This window comes from Micromonospora sp. NBC_00421 (assembly GCF_036017915.1).
In the GTDB taxonomy this organism is placed as follows: Bacteria; Actinomycetota; Actinomycetes; order Mycobacteriales; family Micromonosporaceae; genus Micromonospora.
Window position 1 is genome coordinate 5727067 of record NZ_CP107929.1, and the last position, 17814, is coordinate 5744880.

The 17814-nt window shown below is 73.3% G+C and carries 17 protein-coding genes; 8 read left to right on the plus strand and 9 right to left on the minus strand.

Annotated features, from left to right (window positions below; translation table 11 throughout):
- The first annotated feature begins 301 nt into the window (after nt 1-301).
- Nucleotides 302-3025 (plus strand): LppU/SCO3897 family protein, encoded by a 2724-nt coding sequence (locus OHQ87_RS24440; protein ID WP_328341520.1) that lies wholly within the window; start codon nt 302-304, stop codon nt 3023-3025.
- Nucleotides 3026-3136: 111 nt separating this feature from the next.
- Nucleotides 3137-3349 carry a hypothetical protein gene (locus OHQ87_RS24445; protein ID WP_328341522.1) on the plus strand — a complete coding sequence of 71 codons (213 nt, stop codon included), beginning with the start codon at nt 3137-3139 and terminating at the stop codon, nt 3347-3349.
- A 45-nt stretch (nt 3350-3394) separates the two neighbouring features.
- On the opposite strand, the gene OHQ87_RS24450 is transcribed toward OHQ87_RS24445, so the two are convergent.
- On the minus strand, nt 3395-4450 hold the full coding sequence (locus OHQ87_RS24450; protein ID WP_328341524.1) for a DUF2690 domain-containing protein: 1056 nt from the start codon (nt 4448-4450) through the stop codon (nt 3395-3397).
- A gap of 268 nt (nt 4451-4718) precedes the next feature.
- Here OHQ87_RS24450 and OHQ87_RS24455 point away from each other — a divergent pair, with 268 nt between their 5' ends.
- The 4 genes from OHQ87_RS24455 (at nt 4719) to OHQ87_RS24470 (ending at nt 9109) form a co-directional block, all read left to right on the plus strand.
- The gene (locus OHQ87_RS24455; protein ID WP_328341526.1) at nt 4719-5534 is read left to right on the plus strand and encodes a hypothetical protein; all 816 of its coding nucleotides are present in this window, start codon (nt 4719-4721) and stop codon (nt 5532-5534) included.
- 94 nt (nt 5535-5628) lie between these two features.
- A complete protein-coding gene (locus OHQ87_RS24460; protein ID WP_328341528.1) occupies nt 5629-6513 on the plus strand; it encodes a hypothetical protein in 885 nt (294 codons plus the stop codon).
- 336 nt (nt 6514-6849) lie between these two features.
- A complete protein-coding gene (locus OHQ87_RS24465) occupies nt 6850-7203 on the plus strand; it encodes a nitroreductase/quinone reductase family protein (RefSeq protein WP_328341530.1) in 354 nt (117 codons plus the stop codon).
- Between the two features lie 67 nt (nt 7204-7270).
- Nucleotides 7271-9109, plus strand: a complete 1839-nt coding sequence (locus OHQ87_RS24470) for an NHL domain-containing thioredoxin family protein (protein ID WP_328341532.1) — start codon at nt 7271-7273, stop codon at nt 9107-9109.
- 36 nt (nt 9110-9145) lie between these two features.
- Here the strand turns inward: OHQ87_RS24470 and OHQ87_RS24475 are convergent, their stop codons facing one another.
- The 3 genes from OHQ87_RS24475 to OHQ87_RS24485 are packed head-to-tail and all read right to left on the minus strand — an operon-like array spanning nt 9146 to nt 11395.
- A complete protein-coding gene (locus OHQ87_RS24475) occupies nt 9146-9895 on the minus strand; it encodes a LamB/YcsF family protein (RefSeq protein WP_328341533.1) in 750 nt (249 codons plus the stop codon).
- Nucleotides 9879-10787 (minus strand): biotin-dependent carboxyltransferase family protein, encoded by a 909-nt coding sequence (locus tag OHQ87_RS24480; protein ID WP_328341535.1) that lies wholly within the window; start codon nt 10785-10787, stop codon nt 9879-9881. The genes OHQ87_RS24475 and OHQ87_RS24480 overlap by 17 nt, the downstream gene beginning before the upstream one ends.
- Entirely contained in the window at nt 10784-11395 is a 612-nt protein-coding gene (locus OHQ87_RS24485) for a 5-oxoprolinase subunit B family protein (RefSeq protein ID WP_328341537.1), read from the minus strand. Before OHQ87_RS24485 ends, OHQ87_RS24480 begins: the two co-directional genes overlap by 4 nt.
- 107 nt (nt 11396-11502) lie before the next feature.
- Between OHQ87_RS24485 and trhA the strand changes: the two genes are divergently transcribed.
- Nucleotides 11503-12180 carry a PAQR family membrane homeostasis protein TrhA gene (gene trhA / locus OHQ87_RS24490; protein WP_328341539.1) on the plus strand — a complete coding sequence of 226 codons (678 nt, stop codon included), beginning with the start codon at nt 11503-11505 and terminating at the stop codon, nt 12178-12180.
- 76 nt (nt 12181-12256) lie between these two features.
- Here the strand turns inward: trhA and OHQ87_RS24495 are convergent, their stop codons facing one another.
- Entirely contained in the window at nt 12257-12547 is a 291-nt protein-coding gene (locus OHQ87_RS24495; protein WP_328341541.1) for a DUF6458 family protein, read from the minus strand.
- Nucleotides 12548-12671: 124 nt separating this feature from the next.
- On the opposite strand from OHQ87_RS24495, the gene OHQ87_RS24500 reads away from it, so the two are divergent.
- Complete coding sequence (locus OHQ87_RS24500; protein ID WP_328341543.1) at nt 12672-13208, plus strand: SixA phosphatase family protein; 537 nt, start codon at nt 12672-12674, stop codon at nt 13206-13208.
- Between the two features lie 21 nt (nt 13209-13229).
- On the opposite strand, the gene OHQ87_RS24505 is transcribed toward OHQ87_RS24500, so the two are convergent.
- From OHQ87_RS24505 to OHQ87_RS24520, 4 genes are all read right to left on the minus strand, one after another.
- The gene (locus OHQ87_RS24505; RefSeq protein ID WP_067300694.1) at nt 13230-13499 is read right to left on the minus strand and encodes a DUF6458 family protein; all 270 of its coding nucleotides are present in this window, start codon (nt 13497-13499) and stop codon (nt 13230-13232) included.
- Between the two features lie 395 nt (nt 13500-13894).
- A complete protein-coding gene (locus tag OHQ87_RS24510; RefSeq protein ID WP_328341546.1) occupies nt 13895-15751 on the minus strand; it encodes an acyl-CoA dehydrogenase in 1857 nt (618 codons plus the stop codon).
- Nucleotides 15752-15866: 115 nt separating this feature from the next.
- Nucleotides 15867-16994 (minus strand): PP2C family protein-serine/threonine phosphatase, encoded by a 1128-nt coding sequence (locus OHQ87_RS24515; protein WP_328341548.1) that lies wholly within the window; start codon nt 16992-16994, stop codon nt 15867-15869.
- An 87-nt stretch (nt 16995-17081) separates the two neighbouring features.
- Nucleotides 17082-17735: a septal ring lytic transglycosylase RlpA family protein gene (locus OHQ87_RS24520; RefSeq protein WP_328341550.1), complete on the minus strand. Its 654-nt coding sequence runs from the start codon at nt 17733-17735 to the stop codon at nt 17082-17084.
- Between the last annotated feature and the right edge of the window lie 79 nt (nt 17736-17814).

Consider the following 17814-nt stretch of genomic DNA (forward strand, 5'->3'; position numbering starts at 1 on the left):
GCCCGGCCCCGGGCGGGTCGTTCGGCGTTTCGGGCCCGTCGAGACCGGGATTCCACCTCGCCACGACGCCCGGTACGGTGGTTCCGGTCGCCACCCGCCGACCTGGACACCGATCGCGCCGGATGGATGCCGATCGACACCGTCCGGCGACGCGGAGTGACGGCCGGTGCTCCCTGGGTGCCCCGCGCGCGAACCGGCTACCGTGCGGGGAGCCCGCACGGCCGAATCGGCCGGGCACCGGTGACGCAGCCGACCGGACGGACGGCATCGGCGGCCGACATGTGATGGAGGAGGCGCACCCATGACGTCCGAGGGCCAGCACCGCCCCGGCCAGGAGCCGGACGAGGTGCCGCCGGGCTCCGGTGGACCGGCGCCGTACGGCGACCGACAGCCGCAGCAGGACCCCGGGTACGGCACTCCCGCCACACCCGACCTCGGCTGGGCGCCACCGCCCCCCACCGGACGGGCCAATCCGACCGGCCCGTCCTGGTCCACCCCGGACCAGCCGGCGGCCTGGGGTGGCCCGCAGGTTCCCCAGCAGTCCGAGCCGACCGAGGCGTGGAGCCCGCCCGGCTGGGCCCAGGCCGAGCAACCCGCCCCGGCCTGGGCACAACCCGAGGCAGGCGTCCGCGGGGCGGCCCGGGTGCCGCAGCCCGACAACCCGGCCGGTGGTGGTTGGTCCACTCCGGCCGATCCGGCTCCGCCCGCTCCCACCGGCTGGCCTGGTCAGGACGCCGCGCAGCAGGAAACCCCCGGCGCCAGCAGTTGGGGCACCGCACCCGCACCCCAGCAGGACGAGCCGACCCGCTCCGGCGGCTGGCCGGCCGACGACCGGGCCGACCAGGCCCGCGGTAACGGCTGGCCCGCCGACGACCGGGCCGAGACCGAACCGGCGCGGGACGGCTGGCCGGCCAACCCCCAGGACGCGCCGGGCACCTCCGGTGGCTGGGCCGCCGGTGCTCCGTCCCACCCCGACGAGACGCACCGCCCCGCCGGTCGGGCCTCGGTACCCGTACCCGCCCAGCCGCAGCCCGCGAACCCGGCAACGGTGGCCTGGCCGCAGCCGGAGTCCGGCGGCCACGGGGGCGCCCAGGTGCCGCCGGCCAGCGCTCCGGTCACCGACCGTTGGTCCACCGAGGACGACCCGGCCCGCTCCGGCGGCTGGTCCGCCAACCGGCCCGGCCCGGACGACGCCGACCGCTCCGGTGACTGGCCGAACGGATCGCAGGACGACCGGCAGCCACAGTGGGGGGCGCCGGACGAGCCCGCCACGGCCCGTTGGGAGGGTCGGCGCGAGCAGCCAGCCGTCGATGCCTGGCCGGGCGGGGCTCCGGCCCGCCCCGAGCAGCAGCACCAGGACGATCCGGCGTCGGGCCAGGAATGGCCGGCGCAGGCCGGTCCCCGCGGCACAGCCGCCGCACCGTCCCGGGAGGACCGCCCGGAGTCGGGTGCGACCTGGACGGCACCGGAGCAGCCTGCCCGGGCTGCCGCGTCGGTCGCCACGCCGGACGGCCCGCCCGCCTGGGCCGGTGCCGCCGACGACCACAACCCGACGCCGTGGGCGGGTGCCGCACGCCCGGCCCTGCCGGACGCCGAGCCGTGGGCGCCCGAGCAGGCGTGGGGCCGCGCCGAGCCGACCGCCCAGCCCACCGAGGGGGCCTGGGAGCCCCGGCGCGGCGAGGACCAGCCGATCTACCAGCCGGGGCCGGCCCCCGGCATCTCACCGGCCAACGCGGTGCCGCTCCCGCCGCAGGAGCAGCGCGTCCCCGGGGCCAGCCTGGCTGCCGCACCACCGGCCGATTACGTCCCGCCCGCCCAGTTCGGTGGTCCCGTCGAGCAGCAGCCGCACGGCCGGGAGGCGGCCTCGTGGGGCGCGGTGGAGCAGCCGCAACTGCCGGCCGGGCCGGCGCTGCCCGCCCAGCGGCTCTCCCCCGAGTCCGAGAGCGCCGGTCGCGCCTCGGTGCCGACGGCCGACGGAGGGGAGTCCGGTGCCGTCGGCCGGGCCTCCGCCAGCGCCTCGGTGCCGATGGCCAGCCGGGTCGTTCCGCCGTCCGACCAGGAGGCGCGTCCGGGAGGCCCGGCCGTTCCGCAACCCCGGGTGTACGGGCGACCGGCCCGCCCGGAGCCGGTGGACGAGGCGGAGGAGCACGACACCCGCCGCCCCGAGCACGATCCCCGCTTCGCCGACCAGGACCGGCCCCGCTTCGACGGCCCCGAACAGCCCCGGTTCGACGAGCCGGAGCGCCCCCGCTTCGACGACCAGGACCGGGCGCACGGCTTCGGTGCCGAGGCGCCCTCGTCCGCGCCGCCCGCGTTCGGTGGGGGCATCCCGGCCTTCGCCGACCCGGCCGGCAGCAACCGGCCGATGAACGGCACCCGGCCGCACGGACCGGCGGACCGGCCGGCCGAGCCGTTCGGCACCCGCCCGACCAGTGGCGGCCCGACCAGTGGCGCCCCGTCCGGTGCCGCACCCGTGCCGGGATACGGCCACCCGGCGCACGACCCGGCGCACGGCGGCTACGCGTCGCCGTTCCCGCCCACCGGGCAGCAGTTCCCGCCTGCGGGTCAGCAGTTCGCACCGGCCGGGCAGCAGGCCGGCCCCGCCGGTTGGCCGGCCGAGCCCGAGCAGGAGCAGGGGCAGGGGCGTTTCGACGCGTTCAAGCCGGAACCGGAGCCGGAGCAGAAGGCCGAAGAACAGCCCACGCCCAAGGTACGCAACGGGCGGGTGCTCGCCCTGGTGCTGATCGTGGCGGTGCTGATCCTGGCCGTCCCGCTGGGCCTGCTGATGCTCCTCGGCAAGATCGGTGCGGACGACAAGCCGGCCCCCTTCAACCCGGCCGTCGGCTCCTGCGTCAAGCAGTCCGGCAACGGCGCGAGCGCGGCGGGCTGCAGTGAACCGGGCGCGTTCACGGTCATCTCCAAGGTGGACGCCAAGGAGAAGTGCACCGACCCCGCCCAGCCGCACGTGGTGCTGCCGGGCGGTGGAGTCGACCGGGTGCTCTGCCTGAAGCCGGCCGGCCAGTAGCGCGCACCGTCGGCGGGGGCACGGTCGACCGTGCCCCCGCCGCCTGCGTTTCGGGTTCTCCGAAGTGGGCAGTCTAGAGAGCACACTGACGTCACCCGAGGAGGTCACCCCATGGCAGGCGCCGAGAACGAGGTCAACCGCAGCGCTCGCAGCGGTCGGTTCGTCAGGGAGAGCACCACCGAGCGGGACCCTCGGCACACGACCACCGAGCAGGTCGGGAGCGACGGGGAGCACGAGGTCCACCGCAGCGCGAGCACCGGCCGGTTCGTCACGGAGACCACCGCCGAACTGCACCCCTCGACGACCGAGACCCAGCACGTCTGACCGACCGGACCATTACTGCCCTCCGCGCTGGCGCGGAGGGCAGTGTCATGTCCGGGCACCGAGGCGTACGCAGGGGGTCCGGGCGCTCGCCAGCAGGTTGCGGTTGTCCGCGGCGGTGACGTCGACAGTGACCGACACACAGCCTTCGGTGGTCCGCAGCACGTTGCCGAACACGCTGTACACCTGACGTTTGACCATGAACGGGTAGTCGAACCGGCTGACCGCCCCGTCGGACGGGCGGGCGGCGGAGAGCCGGATGGTCGCCCCGGTCGGCACCCGCTCGGTGGAGACGAAGAGCGGCCAGGCCGCCCGGCAGCGCGGCGAGTAGCGCAGCGTCAGGCTCCCGTACGGCGGCTGTTTCGGGTCAGGGTCCGGGACAGGGACGGTCTCCGCACTGACCGCGTCGACCTGGCAGCGTTCCTCCTGCGGATCCGCCCCGTCGGCGGCGGGAGCGGCGGCGGTCGTGGATGCCGGGGTCGACGCGTCCGCCGGTCGGTCCGACTGCCGGCCCGGCCGGGAACCCGAGTCGGCAAGCAGGGGAACGACCGAACCGGCGACGAGCACCGTCAGCCCCGCCGTCGCGACCAGCGCCCACCGGGACACCGCCGATCGCCGTGCCGACGTCGATTGTCCTGACAGCGGTTGGCCCGACAGCGGTTGGCCCGACAGCGGTTGCTCCGACGCCGGTTGGCCCGACGCCGGCTGCTCCGAGGCGGGTCGGGGGGTGGCCGACCCGGTCTCCTGGCTCGGCGCGGACTCCCGGTGCCAGCGGGCTCGCCAGGTCGCCTCGTCGCCACCGCAGGCCCGGACGAACGCCATGGTCAGTTCCAGCGACGGGAACCGGGAGCCGGACAGCACGCTCGCCAGGGCGGTGTGCGAGTAGTGGGCGGTCGAGGACATCTTCCGCAGCGACGGTTGCCCGGCGTCGCGCCGCAGTCGGGCGAGATCGGCGACGAATTCGCGGTGTAGGGCCTCGCCTTCGTGATGCCGGGCATCGCCTTCGTCGCGGCGGGCATCGCCTTCGTCGCGACGGGCATCGCCTTCGTCGCGACGGGCATCGCCGGGCACCTGCTCGCCGAGCCGTCCGCTTCGACCCGTCATGGGCCCTCCCCTGCGCGTAAACCCTGGTGTCAACGTCCGTCAGGCCAGTGCTTTACAAGCGGGTGCCGGGACAGGATCGACCCGGCAGCAGCCACCCGCTGGATAGGTACCGGCGAATATGATCTCACGGGTTGTGTCGGGTCCGACACGCATCCGAACGGTTCGAAATCGACGTTCGCCCCGGGGATATCGGACCGTACGAGTCACCATCCGGCGGCTACACCGCCCCGATCCCGGGGCGGTGCCGAACTCTCGACAGGAGAACCGCGTGTACCAGCCGAACGGTACGAACGCCCCGGGCGCGACGCCCCATCGAGGACGGTCGAGGCTCGTCGGCCGGGTCCTCGCCGCCTTCGCCGTCACCGCGTTGGTCCTGGTGGGCACGGCCTCGCCGTCGTTCGCCGGCATCAGCGGCTACAGCGTGGCCGGTACGGGCGGCGCCGGCCTGACGGTGCGCACCAGCCCGTACGACGCGAACGCCGGCTCGGTGGCGCTGCTCGGCGACGGCACCGGGTTCGTCGCCGAGTGCGCGGTACGCGGGCGCAACATCTCCGGCAACTCCGTCTGGCACAAGATCAGCTACCCGGCCAGCGGCTGGATCAGCGACTTCTACACCAACACGCCGGGGTTCAACCAGTACCTGCCCGGTGAGCCGGAGTGCTCCACCACCCCGCCGCCCACCGGCACCCGGGAAGACCGCGCGCTGGCCTGGGCGCGGTCGGTCATCGGCCAGGCGTACACCAACGGGGACCTGGGCGACTCCAACCACCAGTGGGACGGCTGGTGCGACAACTTCGTCGGGCACGCCTACGGCCGGGCCGCCAGCGGCTACGCGTCCGCCATCGTGCACTACAACTCGCTGAGCGCGCGCGGCCTGATCCGCACCACGGGCACCCCGCCGGCCGGCGCACTGGTCTTCTACGCCGCAGCGTCGATCAACGGGTACTACGGCCACGTGATGCTCTCCGAGGGCAACGGCAACTACATCACCTCGGCGGCCACCGTCCGCCGCGTCACGCAGAGCTGGCCCGGTGCGCCGTACCTCGGCTGGTCCTACGCCGACCCGGAGTGGACCGGGCGCTGACGCCCCCACCCGGCCCGACTCCCCCTGGTCGTCCGCCGAAAGGACCACGATGCATCTCCCCCTTCCGCTCCCCGCACTCCGGCACGGTCGCCGGGTGCGACTGGCCCTCGGCCTGGCACTGGTCGCCGTCGTCGGCGTCAGCACCGTGCCCACCCCCGCCACCGCCGCACCCTCCACCGCCGCCCGCTCCGCCTCGGCGCAGCGCCCCACCGAGCAGGCTGCGCCGGCCCCCCGCCCCGCCGACCAGGCCAAGACCGCTACCCGGCCGGGTGACCAGGCTCAGCCCGCCAGCGTCGGCGGTCCGGCCACCGGCGCGAAGGCTGGCCGGGTCAGCCTGGCCGCCACCGGCATCGACCTGTGTGCGCAGGTCGGGTACGCCGCCGGGTTCCGGAACAACCCGCTGGTATCCGCCGTGGCGGTGGCGATGGCCGAGTCCTCCTGCAACCCGTCGGCGGTCGGCACCAACGGCCCCACCGCCGGCTGCCCCAGCGGCTCCCGGGACCGCGGGCTGTGGCAGATCAACAACTGCTACCACCCCACCGTCACCGACACCTGCGCCTACAACGCCCAGTGCAACGCCAACGCCGCGTACAGCATCTCCAGCGGCGGCAGCAACTGGCAGCCCTGGTCGACGTACAAGAACGGCGCGTACGCCGGTTACCTGTCCGCCGCGCAGGCCGCCGTGGCCCGCCTCGGCGGCGGCGATCCGCCGGCCGGCGTGACCGGCACGATCCTGGCCAACCCGTCACTCAACATCCGTACCGGGCCGGGCACCACCTACGGCGTCGCCGGCTCCGTCAACTACGGCGCCACGGTGAACATCTCCTGCTACACCTTCGGCGAGTACGTCAGCGGCGGCTACTGGCCGTCGTCCACCTGGGACCGGATCACCAACCCGGCGACGGGCGTGACCGGCTACGTGGCCGACACCTGGGTCGACACCGCCTACGACGTGAAGACGATGGTCGGCCCCTGCTGACCAGCTGTTGAGGCCGCGCGGGCAGGGTCGGACCCCTCCCGCGCGGCTCCGTCGTGACCGCTGCCCCTCCCGCACGGCGGCGGCGACCCACACCATGTCCCTGGCGGGCGCGGCGGCGACCCACACCTCGCCCCTCGCAGCGCGGCGGCGGCCCACACCGTGTCCGGAGAGCGGTATGCCTGACAGGCATAAATATGACTGACAGGCATACCGATGTACGCCGGTATCACTCCCCGGCCCCATGTCGCCGGTAGTCGCGGCTCTCGCTCACGTTCCCGGGGACCGGTCGGTGTTACGGTCGGCGTAGAGCTTTCCTATCGACGACGGAGGGCCCGGATGGGTCATCGAGGATCGTTCCCCTCGGGGTTCGCGCGGACGTTCAACGCCCGGGTCATGGCGCTGCGGTCGTCGCCACGCTGGGGGCGGTTCCTCCGGCGGCACCTGGCCGTGGTTACCTACACCGGTCGCCGTTCCGGGCGGACGTTCAGCACGCCGGTCGCGTACCGACGGGCCGGCGATGCGGTGGTCATCCAGGTCGCGATGCCCGACGCCAAGCAGTGGTGGCGGAACTTCCTGGGCGCGGGCGGCCCGATCTCTGTGAACCTCGATGGGGTCGACCGGGCCGGGCACGCGGTGGCCCGCCGGGACGACCGGGGCCGGGTCACCGTCACCGTCGACCTGACCCACTGACGACGGCGACCGTCGTCCGGGTCACGATGCGCGGCCCGGCCACGAGCGACGTGGCAGGCTGACAGGCATGGGAACGACACCGCGCGTACGGGCCCCCGAACTGCGGGGCAGGCAGTGGCTCAACACGGGTGGGCGGGAGCTGAGGCTCGCCGACCTGCGGGGGAAGATCACCCTGCTCGACTTCTGGACCTTCTGCTGCATCAACTGCCTGCACGTCATCGACGAGTTGCGCCCGCTTGAGGAGAAGTACGCCGACGTGCTGGTCGTCGTCGGGGTGCACTCGCCGAAGTTCGAGCACGAGAAGGACCCGGATGCGTTGGCAGCCGCCGTCGAGCGGTACGGCGTGCACCACCCGGTGCTCGACGACCCCGAGCTGGACATGTGGCAGCAGTACGCGGCGAAGGCGTGGCCCACCCTGGCGGTGGTCGACCCGGAGGGGTACGTGGTCGCCACGATGGCCGGCGAGGGACACGCCGAGGGGCTGATCCGGCTGGTCGACGACCTGATCGCCACCCACCAGGCCAAGGGCACCCTGCACCGGGGCGACGGCCCGTACGTGCCGCCGACACATGCGGAGACGACGCTGCGCTTCCCCGGCAAGGCCGTGCTGCGCGACGGCGGAAGCCTGCTGGTCTCCGACTCGGCCCGGCACAGCCTGGTCGAGCTGGCCCCCGACGGCGAGACGCTGATCCGGCGAATCGGCTCCGGTGAGCGGGGTCGGGTCGACGGGCCGGCCGCCTCGGCGGGCTTCGCCGAGCCGCAGGGGCTCTGCCTGCTGCCCCCGCACGTCGCCGAGGTGGCCGGCTACGACCTGCTGGTCGCCGACACCGTCAACCACCTGCTGCGCGGCGTACGCCTGGACACCGGCGAGGTGACCACTGTCGCCGGCACCGGCCGGCAGTGGCGCTCCACTGTCGACGACCACGCCCACGACGCGCTCTCCGTCGACCTCTCCTCCCCCTGGGACCTGGCCTGGTACGACGACAAGGTCATCGTGGCGATGGCCGGCATCCACCAGCTCTGGTGGTTCGACCCGATCAAGCGGACCGCCGGCATGTGGGCGGGCACCACCGTCGAGGCCCTGCGCGACGGCCCGCTGACCGAGGCGTGGCTGGCCCAGCCGTCCGGCCTGTCCGTCTCGGCCGACGGCACGCGGCTCTGGGTCGCCGACAGCGAGACCAGCGCCATCCGCTTCGTGCAGGACGGCGTCCTCGGCACCGCCGTCGGGCAGGGGCTGTTCGACTTCGGGCACGTGGACGGGCCGGCCGACCGGGCGTTGCTCCAGCATCCGCTGGGGGTGTGCGCGCTGCCCGACGGTTCGGTGCTGATCGCCGACACCTACAACGGCGCGGTACGCCGCTTCGACCCGGCGACCGGCCAGGTCGCCACGGTGGCTGACGGGCTGGCCGAGCCGAGCGACCTGGTGCTCACCGCCGACGGCGGGGTGCTGGTGGTGGAGTCCGCCGCGCACCGGTTGACCCGGCTCGCCCCGGGCGCGTTGACCGCCGCCGGGGCGGACACGGTGGACGGTCCCCGGCACCGGCTGGAACGCCGGCCCACCGAGGTCGCCGCCGGTGAGCTGACCCTCGACGTGATCTTCACGCCGGCCCCGGGGCAGAAGCTGGACGAGACGTACGGACCGTCGACCCGGCTGGTCGTCTCGGCCTCGCCGCCGGAGCTGCTGGTCGAGGGGGCCGGCACCGGCACCGAACTGTCCCGTCGACTGGTGGTCGACCCGGCCGTACCCCAGGGGGTGCTCCAGGTGACCGCCCAGGCCGCCACCTGCGACGCCGACGTCGAACACGCCGCCTGCCACCTGACCCGGCAGGACTGGGGCGTCCCGGTGCGGGTCGTCGACCACGGCGCGACCCGCGTGCCGCTGGTGCTGCGCGGCCTGGACACCTGAGGCCCGGTCACCCGCGCAGGCAGCGGCCGGCAGCGGTCAGGCGAACGGGATGGGGGTGACCCCGGCGTCGATCAGCGCGGCCCGCACCAGGGCGGCCGAGGCGACCGCGCCGGGGCTGTCCCCGTGCAGGCAGATCGAGCTGACCGGGCACGGCACCACGGTCCCGTCGACCGCCACCACCGTCCGCTCGGTGGCCATCCGCACCGCCCGGACGGCCACCTCCTCCGGGTCGGTGACCAGCGCGCCCGGTGCGGTACGCGGCACCAGCGCGCCGTTGGGCAGGTAACCCCGGTCGGCGAAGCCCTCGGCGACCACCCGCAGTCCCGCGCCGACGGCGAGCTGGGCGAGGGTGGAGCCGGGGGCGCACAGGATCGGCAGCTCGTGGTCGTACCCGCTGACCGCCGCGACCAGGGCGGCGGCCTGCACCTCGTCGGTGGCCGCCGCGTGGTAGAGCGCGCCGTGCGGTTTGAGGTAGCGGACCCGGGTGCGGGACGGCCGGCAGAACGCGTCGAGCGCTCCGAGCTGGTAGGTGACGTCGTCGCGTAGCTCGTCGAAGCCGTACGCGATGTGCCGGCGGCCGAAGCCGGCCAGGTCGCGGTAGCCGACCTGCGCGCCGACCGCGACGCCGCGTTCGACGGCGGCGGCGCAGACCCGCCGCATGGTCGACGGGTCGCCGCCGTGGAAGCCGCAGGCCACGTTGGCGGAGGTGACCAGGTCGAGCAGCGCCTCGTCGTCGCCGAGCCGCCAGATGCCGAATCCCTCGCCGAGGTCAGCGTTGAGGTCCATGGAACCTCACCGTAGTCCCCGGTCGGGCCTGCGCGAGCCCGGTCACGTCGTCCACCACCCCGATCACCGGGTAGCCGCCGGTGGTCGGGTGGTCGGCCAGGAAGATCAACGGTTGGCCGTCGGCAGGCACCTGCACCGCGCCGAGCACCACGCCCTCACTGGGCAGCTCACCGGCCACCGCACGGGGCAGCGCCGCGCCGACCAGTCGCGCACCGACCCGGTCACTCACCGGACTCACCGTGTACGCCGTGCCGCGCAGCAACGTCAGCGCGTCGGCGGTGAACCAGTCGGCGCGCGGGCCGGGGCGCAGGGTCAGCCACAGCTCGTCCGGCACCGGCCGGGCGACGGTGAAGTCCACCGGCGCGGGTGGACCGGCCGACGGGCCGAGCGGGAGCAGGTCGCCGTCGCGTACCGGAGGCGGACCGAGGCCGGAGAGGGTGTCGGTGGACCGGCTGCCGAGCACCGGCGCGACGGCGATCCCGCCGTCGACCGCGAGCCAGTTGCGCAACCCGTGCCGGGGCGACCCGATCCGCAGCACCGCCCCCGCCGGCACCGCCAGCGGCCGACCCACGTCACCGGGGCGGTGGTCCACCCGTAGGTCGACGTCGGCCCCGGTCACCGCCACTGTGCCGGCCCGGGTCAGCCGCAGCTCACACCCGCCGAGGGTCAGCTCCAATCCGGCGGCGTCCGCCGGATTGCCGACCAGCCGGTTGGCCAGCGCCAGCGCCGCCGGATCGAGCGCCCCCGACCGGGGTACGCCGAGGTGCGCCCATCCGAACCGCCCCAGATCCTGCACCGTGGTAAGCGGTCCCGCCCGCCGCACCTCGATCACCCCACCGGTCGGCCCGGGTGGCTGCCCCGCCCGGCGGGTCCCGGTCCCCTCCCCGGTCACCCGGTCACCAGCCGGACCCGGGTGCCGGGGGTGAGGGTTGCCGGCGGGTCGGCGGCCACGTCGAAGAGGGTCAGCGTGGTCCGCCCCACCAGCAGCCAACCGCCCGGCGAGGCGGTCGGGTAGATCCCCGCGTACGGCCCGGCCAGGGCCACCGAGCCGGCCGGCACCCGGGGGCGCGGGGTGGGCAGCCGGGGCACCGCGTACTGCGGGGGCAGACCGGTCAGATAGCCGAAACCGGGGGCGAAGCCGCAGAACGCCACCCGGAACTCGGTGCTTTCCAGGCGCTGCACCACCTGGGGCACGGTCAGCCGCCAGTGGTCGGCGACCAGGGGGAGGTCTTCCCCGTCGTACACGGTGGGGACGTCGACGGTGGCGACGGTGGCCGTGGTGGTGACCGGCTCGGGGGTCCAGCCGGTGATCCGGGCGGCCGTCGACTCCGGGTCGGGCACCCCGTCGAGCAGGACGGTGCCGGCGGCCGGGACGATCTCGGCGGCGCTCAGCTCACCGACCGCCCGGCGACGCCACAGCTCGGCCCGCCACTGCTCCACCTGGCCGGGGTCGTCACAGTCCAGCAGCAGGGCGTGCCGGCCCACGGGTCGCATCCGCATCCCGCCATACTCCCCGATCGATGCGCCGTCCAGGGGCGATGGACTCGACAGGTGTGGTGACGGGTCGCACTACCTGAAAGTAACCTACGGTGCCGTAACCTGATTGCGTGACCACCTCCGCACCGCTTCGACTCAAGCCGGTCGACATCGGTAAGCCCCGGATGCGCGGCTGGCTGCACACCTACGCGTTCTTCGTGGCGCTCGTCTGCGGCATCGTGCTCTGCGCCGTCGCGGCCACCCGCCCCGGCTGGGCCCCCCTGGTGAGCTGCCTGATCTACAGCGTGACCGTGTGCGGTCTCTTCGGCACCAGCGCCCTCTACCACCGCCGGGTGTGGTCGGAGCGCGGCTACCAGATCATGCGCCGGATGGACCACTCGATGATCTTCGTGTTCATCGCCGGCTCGTACACCCCGCTCTGTGTGCTCCTGCTCGACAGGCGGACGGCCGCCCTGATGCTCGGCCTGGTCTGGGGCGGGGCGCTGGCCGGCGTGGCCGTCAAGCTGATCTGGCCGCACGCCCCGCGCTGGGTCTCCGCCCCGCTCTACCTGGCCCTCGGCTGGGTGTCGGTGGCGATCCTCCCGCAGATCCTGCACCGGGGCGGGGTCACCGTGCTGGTGCTGCTCGCCGCCGGTGGAGCGATCTACAGCATCGGCGCGGTCTGCTACGCGCTGCGTCGACCGAACCCGTGGCCCACCGTCTTCGGCCACCACGAGTTCTTCCACGCCTGCACCCTGGTCGCCGCCCTCTGCCACCACATCGCGATCTACTTCGCCGTCTTCTCCTGAATCCCGGCGCGGCCCCCGGCAGGAGAGGTTCGGGGGCCCCGCGCCGTTGCGGGGCCCCCGAGTTCCTGGGTCGCGGTCAGACCGGGTAACCCGGGCCGCGCGACTCGCGGTACTCCTCACGCACCACCCGGTCGCCCTGCACCGGCACGACCCGGTCGGCGACGACCTGGTCCTGACGCACTCCGGTGGTGACCACGGCGCGGCGGCGGCTGTTCCAGAAGTAGAGGGTGGTCAGCAGCCCGACGAGACCGGCGAGCATCAGCACCCAGCCGACCACGTCGAGGTTGAGCCATCCCAGATCGGCGTCGACGGCGAACGCGAAGATCGCACCCACCGCGATGAGGAAGATGCTGGCACCGATGCCCATGACGTAGCCTCCTTGGCTGTCAGCTGGCGTTACCCACCCGCCACGGCCATCGAGGGCATCGATGGGCGAGTGGCCCCATCGACATACCCAGGCGACACGCGCGCCAATCAGGCAAGCTGTGGGAATGACGGACGGTGGGGCCGAGACACGGACACTGGTGCTGCTGCGACACGCCAAGGCCGAACAACCCGGGACCGGCCCCGACGTCGAGCGGCGGCTGACCGCACGAGGGCACGCCGACGCCGCTGCCGCCGGTGCCTGGCTGGCCCGGCAGGCCCTGCTCCCCGACGTGGTGGTCTGTTCGGCGGCCCGCCGGACCAGGCAGACCTGGCACGACGTGGCGCTGGGTCTGACCGGGTCCGCGCCGGAGGGTGGCCCGGCGGGGACGGCTCCGGTGGTGCGGTACGCCGCCGCCGCGTACGAGGCGCACCCGGACGACCTGCTCGACCTGGTACGGACGGTCGAACCGGAGGCCCGCACGGTGCTGCTCGTCGCCCACAATCCGGGCATCTCGCTGCTCTCGGCGCTCCTCGACCCGGAACGGGCCGACCGGGAGGGGCTGCGTACCACCGATCTCGTGGTGCACCGGGCGGCGGTGCCGTGGGCGGAACTGGCCCCCGGCGGCACCCCGATCGTCGACCGGCACACCGCACGCGGCTGACCCCGGCGGCCAGCGAGCCGGTCAGGACGGGGGTGCGGTGGGCGGCGGCGGGTCGGGCGGCGGGGGCATCATCGCGGTCGGGTGGGAGAGCCGGTTCTCCTCCACGATGAGCGTGCGCGCGCGCTTGCGCCGGTCCTGCCAGAACCACAGCGTGGTGAGCAGCACGGCCAGCCCGGCCAGGATGAACACCCAGCCGACCGCGCGCAGGTCGATCCACCAGACGTTGGCCCGGATGGCGAACGTCATGATCGCGCCGAGCGCGATGAGAAAGATGCCGCTACCAATACCCATGTGCGCTGCACTCCCCCGTGCGATGGCCGTTGGGCGTGCCCGTGGTCCGCGCGGGTTACCCGCCCAGCGGCCCGCCTACCGGATCGGACCCGGCGAATCCCGCTCCGTCCGGCCTCCCGCGCCGGCCTACGCCGCCACGACCCGCCGGTCGTCGGCCATCGGCTCGGCGGCAGTGGGAGGCCATCCCGGCGGCGCGCGGCGGCCGGCCACCGGACAGCCACGACCAGCTCAACGGGGCGGACGCCTCGGCATCAGCGCACATGAACAACGCTGTGGGGCCGATACCGTGGCATCAAGCGCAGGGTGATCAACTCAACGGGGCCGATACCGCGGCATCCGGACGATCGGACAGCGCGGTATCGGCCCCATTGCGGGTCACACCCTCGGGCTGCGGATCAGAACGCCTCCTCCGGGAGGTCCATGATGTCCAGGTCGGCGCCCTCGATGATCCGCCGGTCGGCGCCGATGCGGGGCAGCACCTCGCGGGCGAAGAACCGGGCGGCGGCCACCTTGCCGGTGTAGAACGCCCGGTCGGCAGGGGACACCTCGCCGGCCAGCACCTTCAGCGCCACGTCGGCCTGCTTCTGGAGCAGCCAGCCGACGACCAGGTCGCCGAGGGCGAGCAGGAAACGACGGCTGCTCAGGCCGACCTTGTAGAGGCTGCGGGTGTCACCGGCCTGGGCCTCGCCGAGCCAGCCGGTCAGCACGCCGAGGATGTGCTGGATCTCGGCGAGCGCCCGGCCGAGCGCCTGCCGCTCCTCCTTGAGCTGCCCGTTACCGGCCTCGGTGCTGATGAACTCCTGGATCTCACCGGCGACGGTGGTCAGGGCCTTGCCGTTGTCCCGGACGATCTTCCGGAAGATCAGGTCGAGGCTCTGGATCGCGGTGGTGCCCTCGTACAGGGTGTCGATCTTGGCGTCCCGGACGTACTGCTCCAGCGGGTAGTCCTGGAGGAAGCCGGAGCCACCGTACGTCTGGAGCGCCTCGTGACCGAGCAGCTCGTACGCCCGCTCCGACCCGACGCCCTTGACCAGCGGCAGGAGCAGGTCGTTGACCCGCTTGGCCAGCTTGGTGGCCGGTTCGTCGCCGGCCGCCCCGGTGATCGCGATCCTGTCCTGCCAGGTGGCGGTGTAGCAGACCAGCGCCCGCAGCCCCTCGGCGTACGACTTCTGCATCAGCAGCGAACGACGGACGTCCGGGTGGTGGGTGATGGTGACCCGGGGCGCGGTCTTGTCGGCCTGCTGGATCAGGTCGGCGCCCTGCACCCGGTTCTTCGCGTAGTCCAGGGCGTTGAGGTAGCCGGTGGAGAGGGTGGCGATCGCCTTCGTGCCGACCATCATCCGGGCGTACTCGATGATCATGAACATCTGCCGGATGCCGTCGTGCTTCCCGCCCAGCAGCCAGCCCTTGGCCGGTACGCCGTGCTCGCCGAAGGTCAGCTCGCAGGTGTTGGAGACCTTGATGCCCATCTTGTGCTCGACGTTGGTGGCGTAGACGCCGTTGCGCTCGCCCAGCTCACCGGTCTCGGCGTCGAAGTGGAACTTCGGCACGACGAAGAGGGACAGCCCCTTGGTGCCCGGACCACCGACGCCCTCGACGCCGACCGGTCGGGCCAGCACGTAGTGCACGATGTTGTCGCTCAAGTCGTGCTCACCGGAGGTGATGAAGCGCTTCACGCCCTCGATGTGCCAGGAGCCGTCCGGCTGCTGGACAGCGCGGGTGCGGCCGGCGCCGACGTCCGAGCCGGCATCCGGCTCGGTGAGCACCATCGTGGAGCCCCACTGCTTGTCGATGAAGAGCTTGGCCCACTTCTTCTGGTCCTCGGTGCCCTCGACGTGCAGCACGTGGGCGAAGGAGGGGCCGGAGGAGTACATCCAGACCGGCGCGTTGGCGCCGAGGACCAGTTCGGCGAGCGACCACCAGAGGGCGCGCGGGGCGTTGGTGCCGCCCAGGTCCTCGGGGAGGTCCAGCCGCCAGAACTCGGAGTCCATGAACGCCTGGTACGACTTCTTGAACGACTCCGGCAGCGGCGCGGTGTGCGTCGCCGGGTCGAAGACCGGGGGATTGCGGTCGCTGTCCAGGTAGCTGGCCGCGAGGTCCTCGCGGGCCAGGCGGTCGACCTCGGAGAGGAAGCTGCGGGCGGTGTCGACGTCCAGGTCCGTGTACGGCTCCTGGCCGAACGCCCGGTCCGCCCCGAAGACCTCGAACAGGTTGAACTCAAGATCCCGAAGGTTGCTCTTGTAGTGGGTCATGTTCGCTGGCCCCGCTTCCGGACAGGTGTTACCGATCAGTAACCCCCACTGTATTACTCACGGGTAGGTAGCGACAACCCATTCATCGGAGTGACGGGGATCACGCACCTGTGCTTCAGCCCTCCGCCGCACCGACCTCCCACGAGGGCACCGCCACCGTCACCCCGCTGCGCGGGCCGGTGTACTCCATCAGGACCAGCGCGATGTCGTCGTCGAGCCGACCGTGCACCCACTCGACCAGGGCGGTCTCCAGCGAGGCCAGGCCGTCGCCGACGGTGCCGTGACCGAGCAGCCGCCAGGCACGGTCGGCGGTCGGGAAGAACTCGCCGTCCCGCCGTGCCTCGCCGAGCCCGTCGGTGAAGAGCAGCAGCCGGTCCCCCGGCTCCAACCGCTCGACCCGGGGCCGGACCACCGGCATGAACCCCAGCGGGGGTGCCGGGGCGGGCGGCTCCAACGGGATCACCGCGCCCCGGCGCAGCAGCAGCGGTGCCGGATGGCCGCAGTTGACGATGGTAAGCGTTCCGCCGCGCTCCTCGACCACGGCCGCGGTGACGAAGTCCTCGTCACCCACGTTGCGGGCCACCGCCCGGTCCAGGTCGGCCACCACCGCCCGCAGGTCGGGCCGCTCGTAGGCGACGTGCCGGTAGGAGCCGAGCACGATGCTGGCGAGCCGGACCGCGTCCAGCCCCTTGCCCCGCACGTCCCCGATGATCATGCGGACGCCGTACGGGGTGTCGATCGCCTCGTACAGGTCGCCACCGATCTCGGCGGTGGCCGTGGGAGAGATGTACCGGGCGGCCACCGCCAGGGTGCCGACCTGCGGGCCGAGCGGACGCAGCACTGCCTGCTGGGCCACCGAGGCCAACTTGGACAACTCGCCGATCCGCTCGGCCTGCCCCTGCCGGACCGCCGCCACCCCGGCCGCCACCACCGTGGCGAAGGCGATCCCGACCAGGGCGACCGCCGTGGTCAGCGCCATCTCCGAGTCGGTGAGCGCGAAACCGGACCCGACCACCAGGGCGAGGAAGCCCACAGCGGTCACCGCCCGCCACGAGGCGAACCCGGCGGCCAGGATCGGCGCCACCGTCATCAGCGCCACGTAGTGGACCGCCCAGCCGTCGGCCGCCTCGATCGCCGAGACGACCGCGAGCAGCCCGACGGCCGCGCCGACGCCGGCGCGGGACCCGGGGCTCAGCGGGCCGCGGCCCGACTGGAAGGCATGTTTACGTACGTGGGACAGCATGCCTGATGGAACCGGACCGGAGAATGAACCTAGCCCCACGATTGAGGATGTTCTGCCCGGCCGGACGGCCCGTGCCGCCGTTCGCCGTCAGCCGAGCACCTCGTACCTGACGGTCAGCTCACCCAGGTCGACCGAGGCGATCGCGGCGAAGGCGGCCCGGGACAGGTCGATGCAACGCCCGTCGATGTACGGACCACGGTCGTTGATCCGTACGGTGACGGACTTGCCGTTGGCCGGGTTGGTGACCCGGACCCGGGTGTCGAACGGCAGGGTCTTGTGCGCGGCGGTCAACGCGTTCGGGTTGAAGCTCTCCCCGTTCGCGGTCAACTGGCCCTCGTCATAGAAGGACGCACCGCAGGAACCACTGTCGACGACGTTGCTCTTCGGAGCTGCGGCCTTCTTGGTGGTGGCGGAGGGCTTGGGGGCGGCCGTACGCGGCTTGTTCCGGGACGCCGCCTGGGTCCGGGTCGCCCTCGGACTGGCGGTGACGGTCGGCGACGGGCTCGCGCTCGGGGAAGCGGTGGGACTCGGGCTCAGGCTCGGGGTCGGGGTCGGCGCGTCGGTGGTGACGGCGGCACTGGGCGTGACCGTGTCCACGACCACCGGGGCCGGCGCGTCGTCGGCGGTCAGCTGGACCGCGCCGACGGTGCCCCCGACGGCGAGCGCGACGCCGACCGCGGCGGTGGCGGCGATGCCGGCGGGCGAGGAGAAGATCCGGGTACGGGAATGCCTGCCAACCACCGGCTCGGTCCTTTCGTATGCCTTCATAACGGCTCGGACGGTAACGAGAGAAGCACTTCCGAAGTCAACGTGATCATGG

Bases quoted from the DNA above. Each gene is read 5' to 3' on its own strand.
- OHQ87_RS24450 (WP_328341524.1), bottom strand. From the start codon at position 4,450: ATGACGGGTCGAAGCGGACGGCTCGGCGAGCAGGTGCCCGGCGATGCC.
- OHQ87_RS24475 (WP_328341533.1), bottom strand. From the start codon at position 9,895: ATGGACCTCAACGCTGACCTCGGCGAGGGATTCGGCATCTGGCGGCTC.
- OHQ87_RS24485 (WP_328341537.1), bottom strand. From the start codon at position 11,395: ATGCGGATGCGACCCGTGGGCCGGCACGCCCTGCTGCTGGACTGTGAC.
- OHQ87_RS24440 (WP_328341520.1), top strand. From the start codon at position 302: ATGACGTCCGAGGGCCAGCACCGCCCCGGCCAGGAGCCGGACGAGGTG.
- OHQ87_RS24445 (WP_328341522.1), top strand. From the start codon at position 3,137: ATGGCAGGCGCCGAGAACGAGGTCAACCGCAGCGCTCGCAGCGGTCGG.
- OHQ87_RS24505 (WP_067300694.1), bottom strand. From the start codon at position 13,499: ATGGGTATTGGTAGCGGCATCTTTCTCATCGCGCTCGGCGCGATCATG.
- OHQ87_RS24515 (WP_328341548.1), bottom strand. From the start codon at position 16,994: ATGCTGTCCCACGTACGTAAACATGCCTTCCAGTCGGGCCGCGGCCCG.
- OHQ87_RS24500 (WP_328341543.1), top strand. From the start codon at position 12,672: ATGACGGACGGTGGGGCCGAGACACGGACACTGGTGCTGCTGCGACAC.
- OHQ87_RS24495 (WP_328341541.1), bottom strand. From the start codon at position 12,547: ATGGGCATCGGTGCCAGCATCTTCCTCATCGCGGTGGGTGCGATCTTC.
- OHQ87_RS24470 (WP_328341532.1), top strand. From the start codon at position 7,271: ATGGGAACGACACCGCGCGTACGGGCCCCCGAACTGCGGGGCAGGCAG.
- OHQ87_RS24510 (WP_328341546.1), bottom strand. From the start codon at position 15,751: ATGACCCACTACAAGAGCAACCTTCGGGATCTTGAGTTCAACCTGTTC.
- OHQ87_RS24465 (WP_328341530.1), top strand. From the start codon at position 6,850: ATGGGTCATCGAGGATCGTTCCCCTCGGGGTTCGCGCGGACGTTCAAC.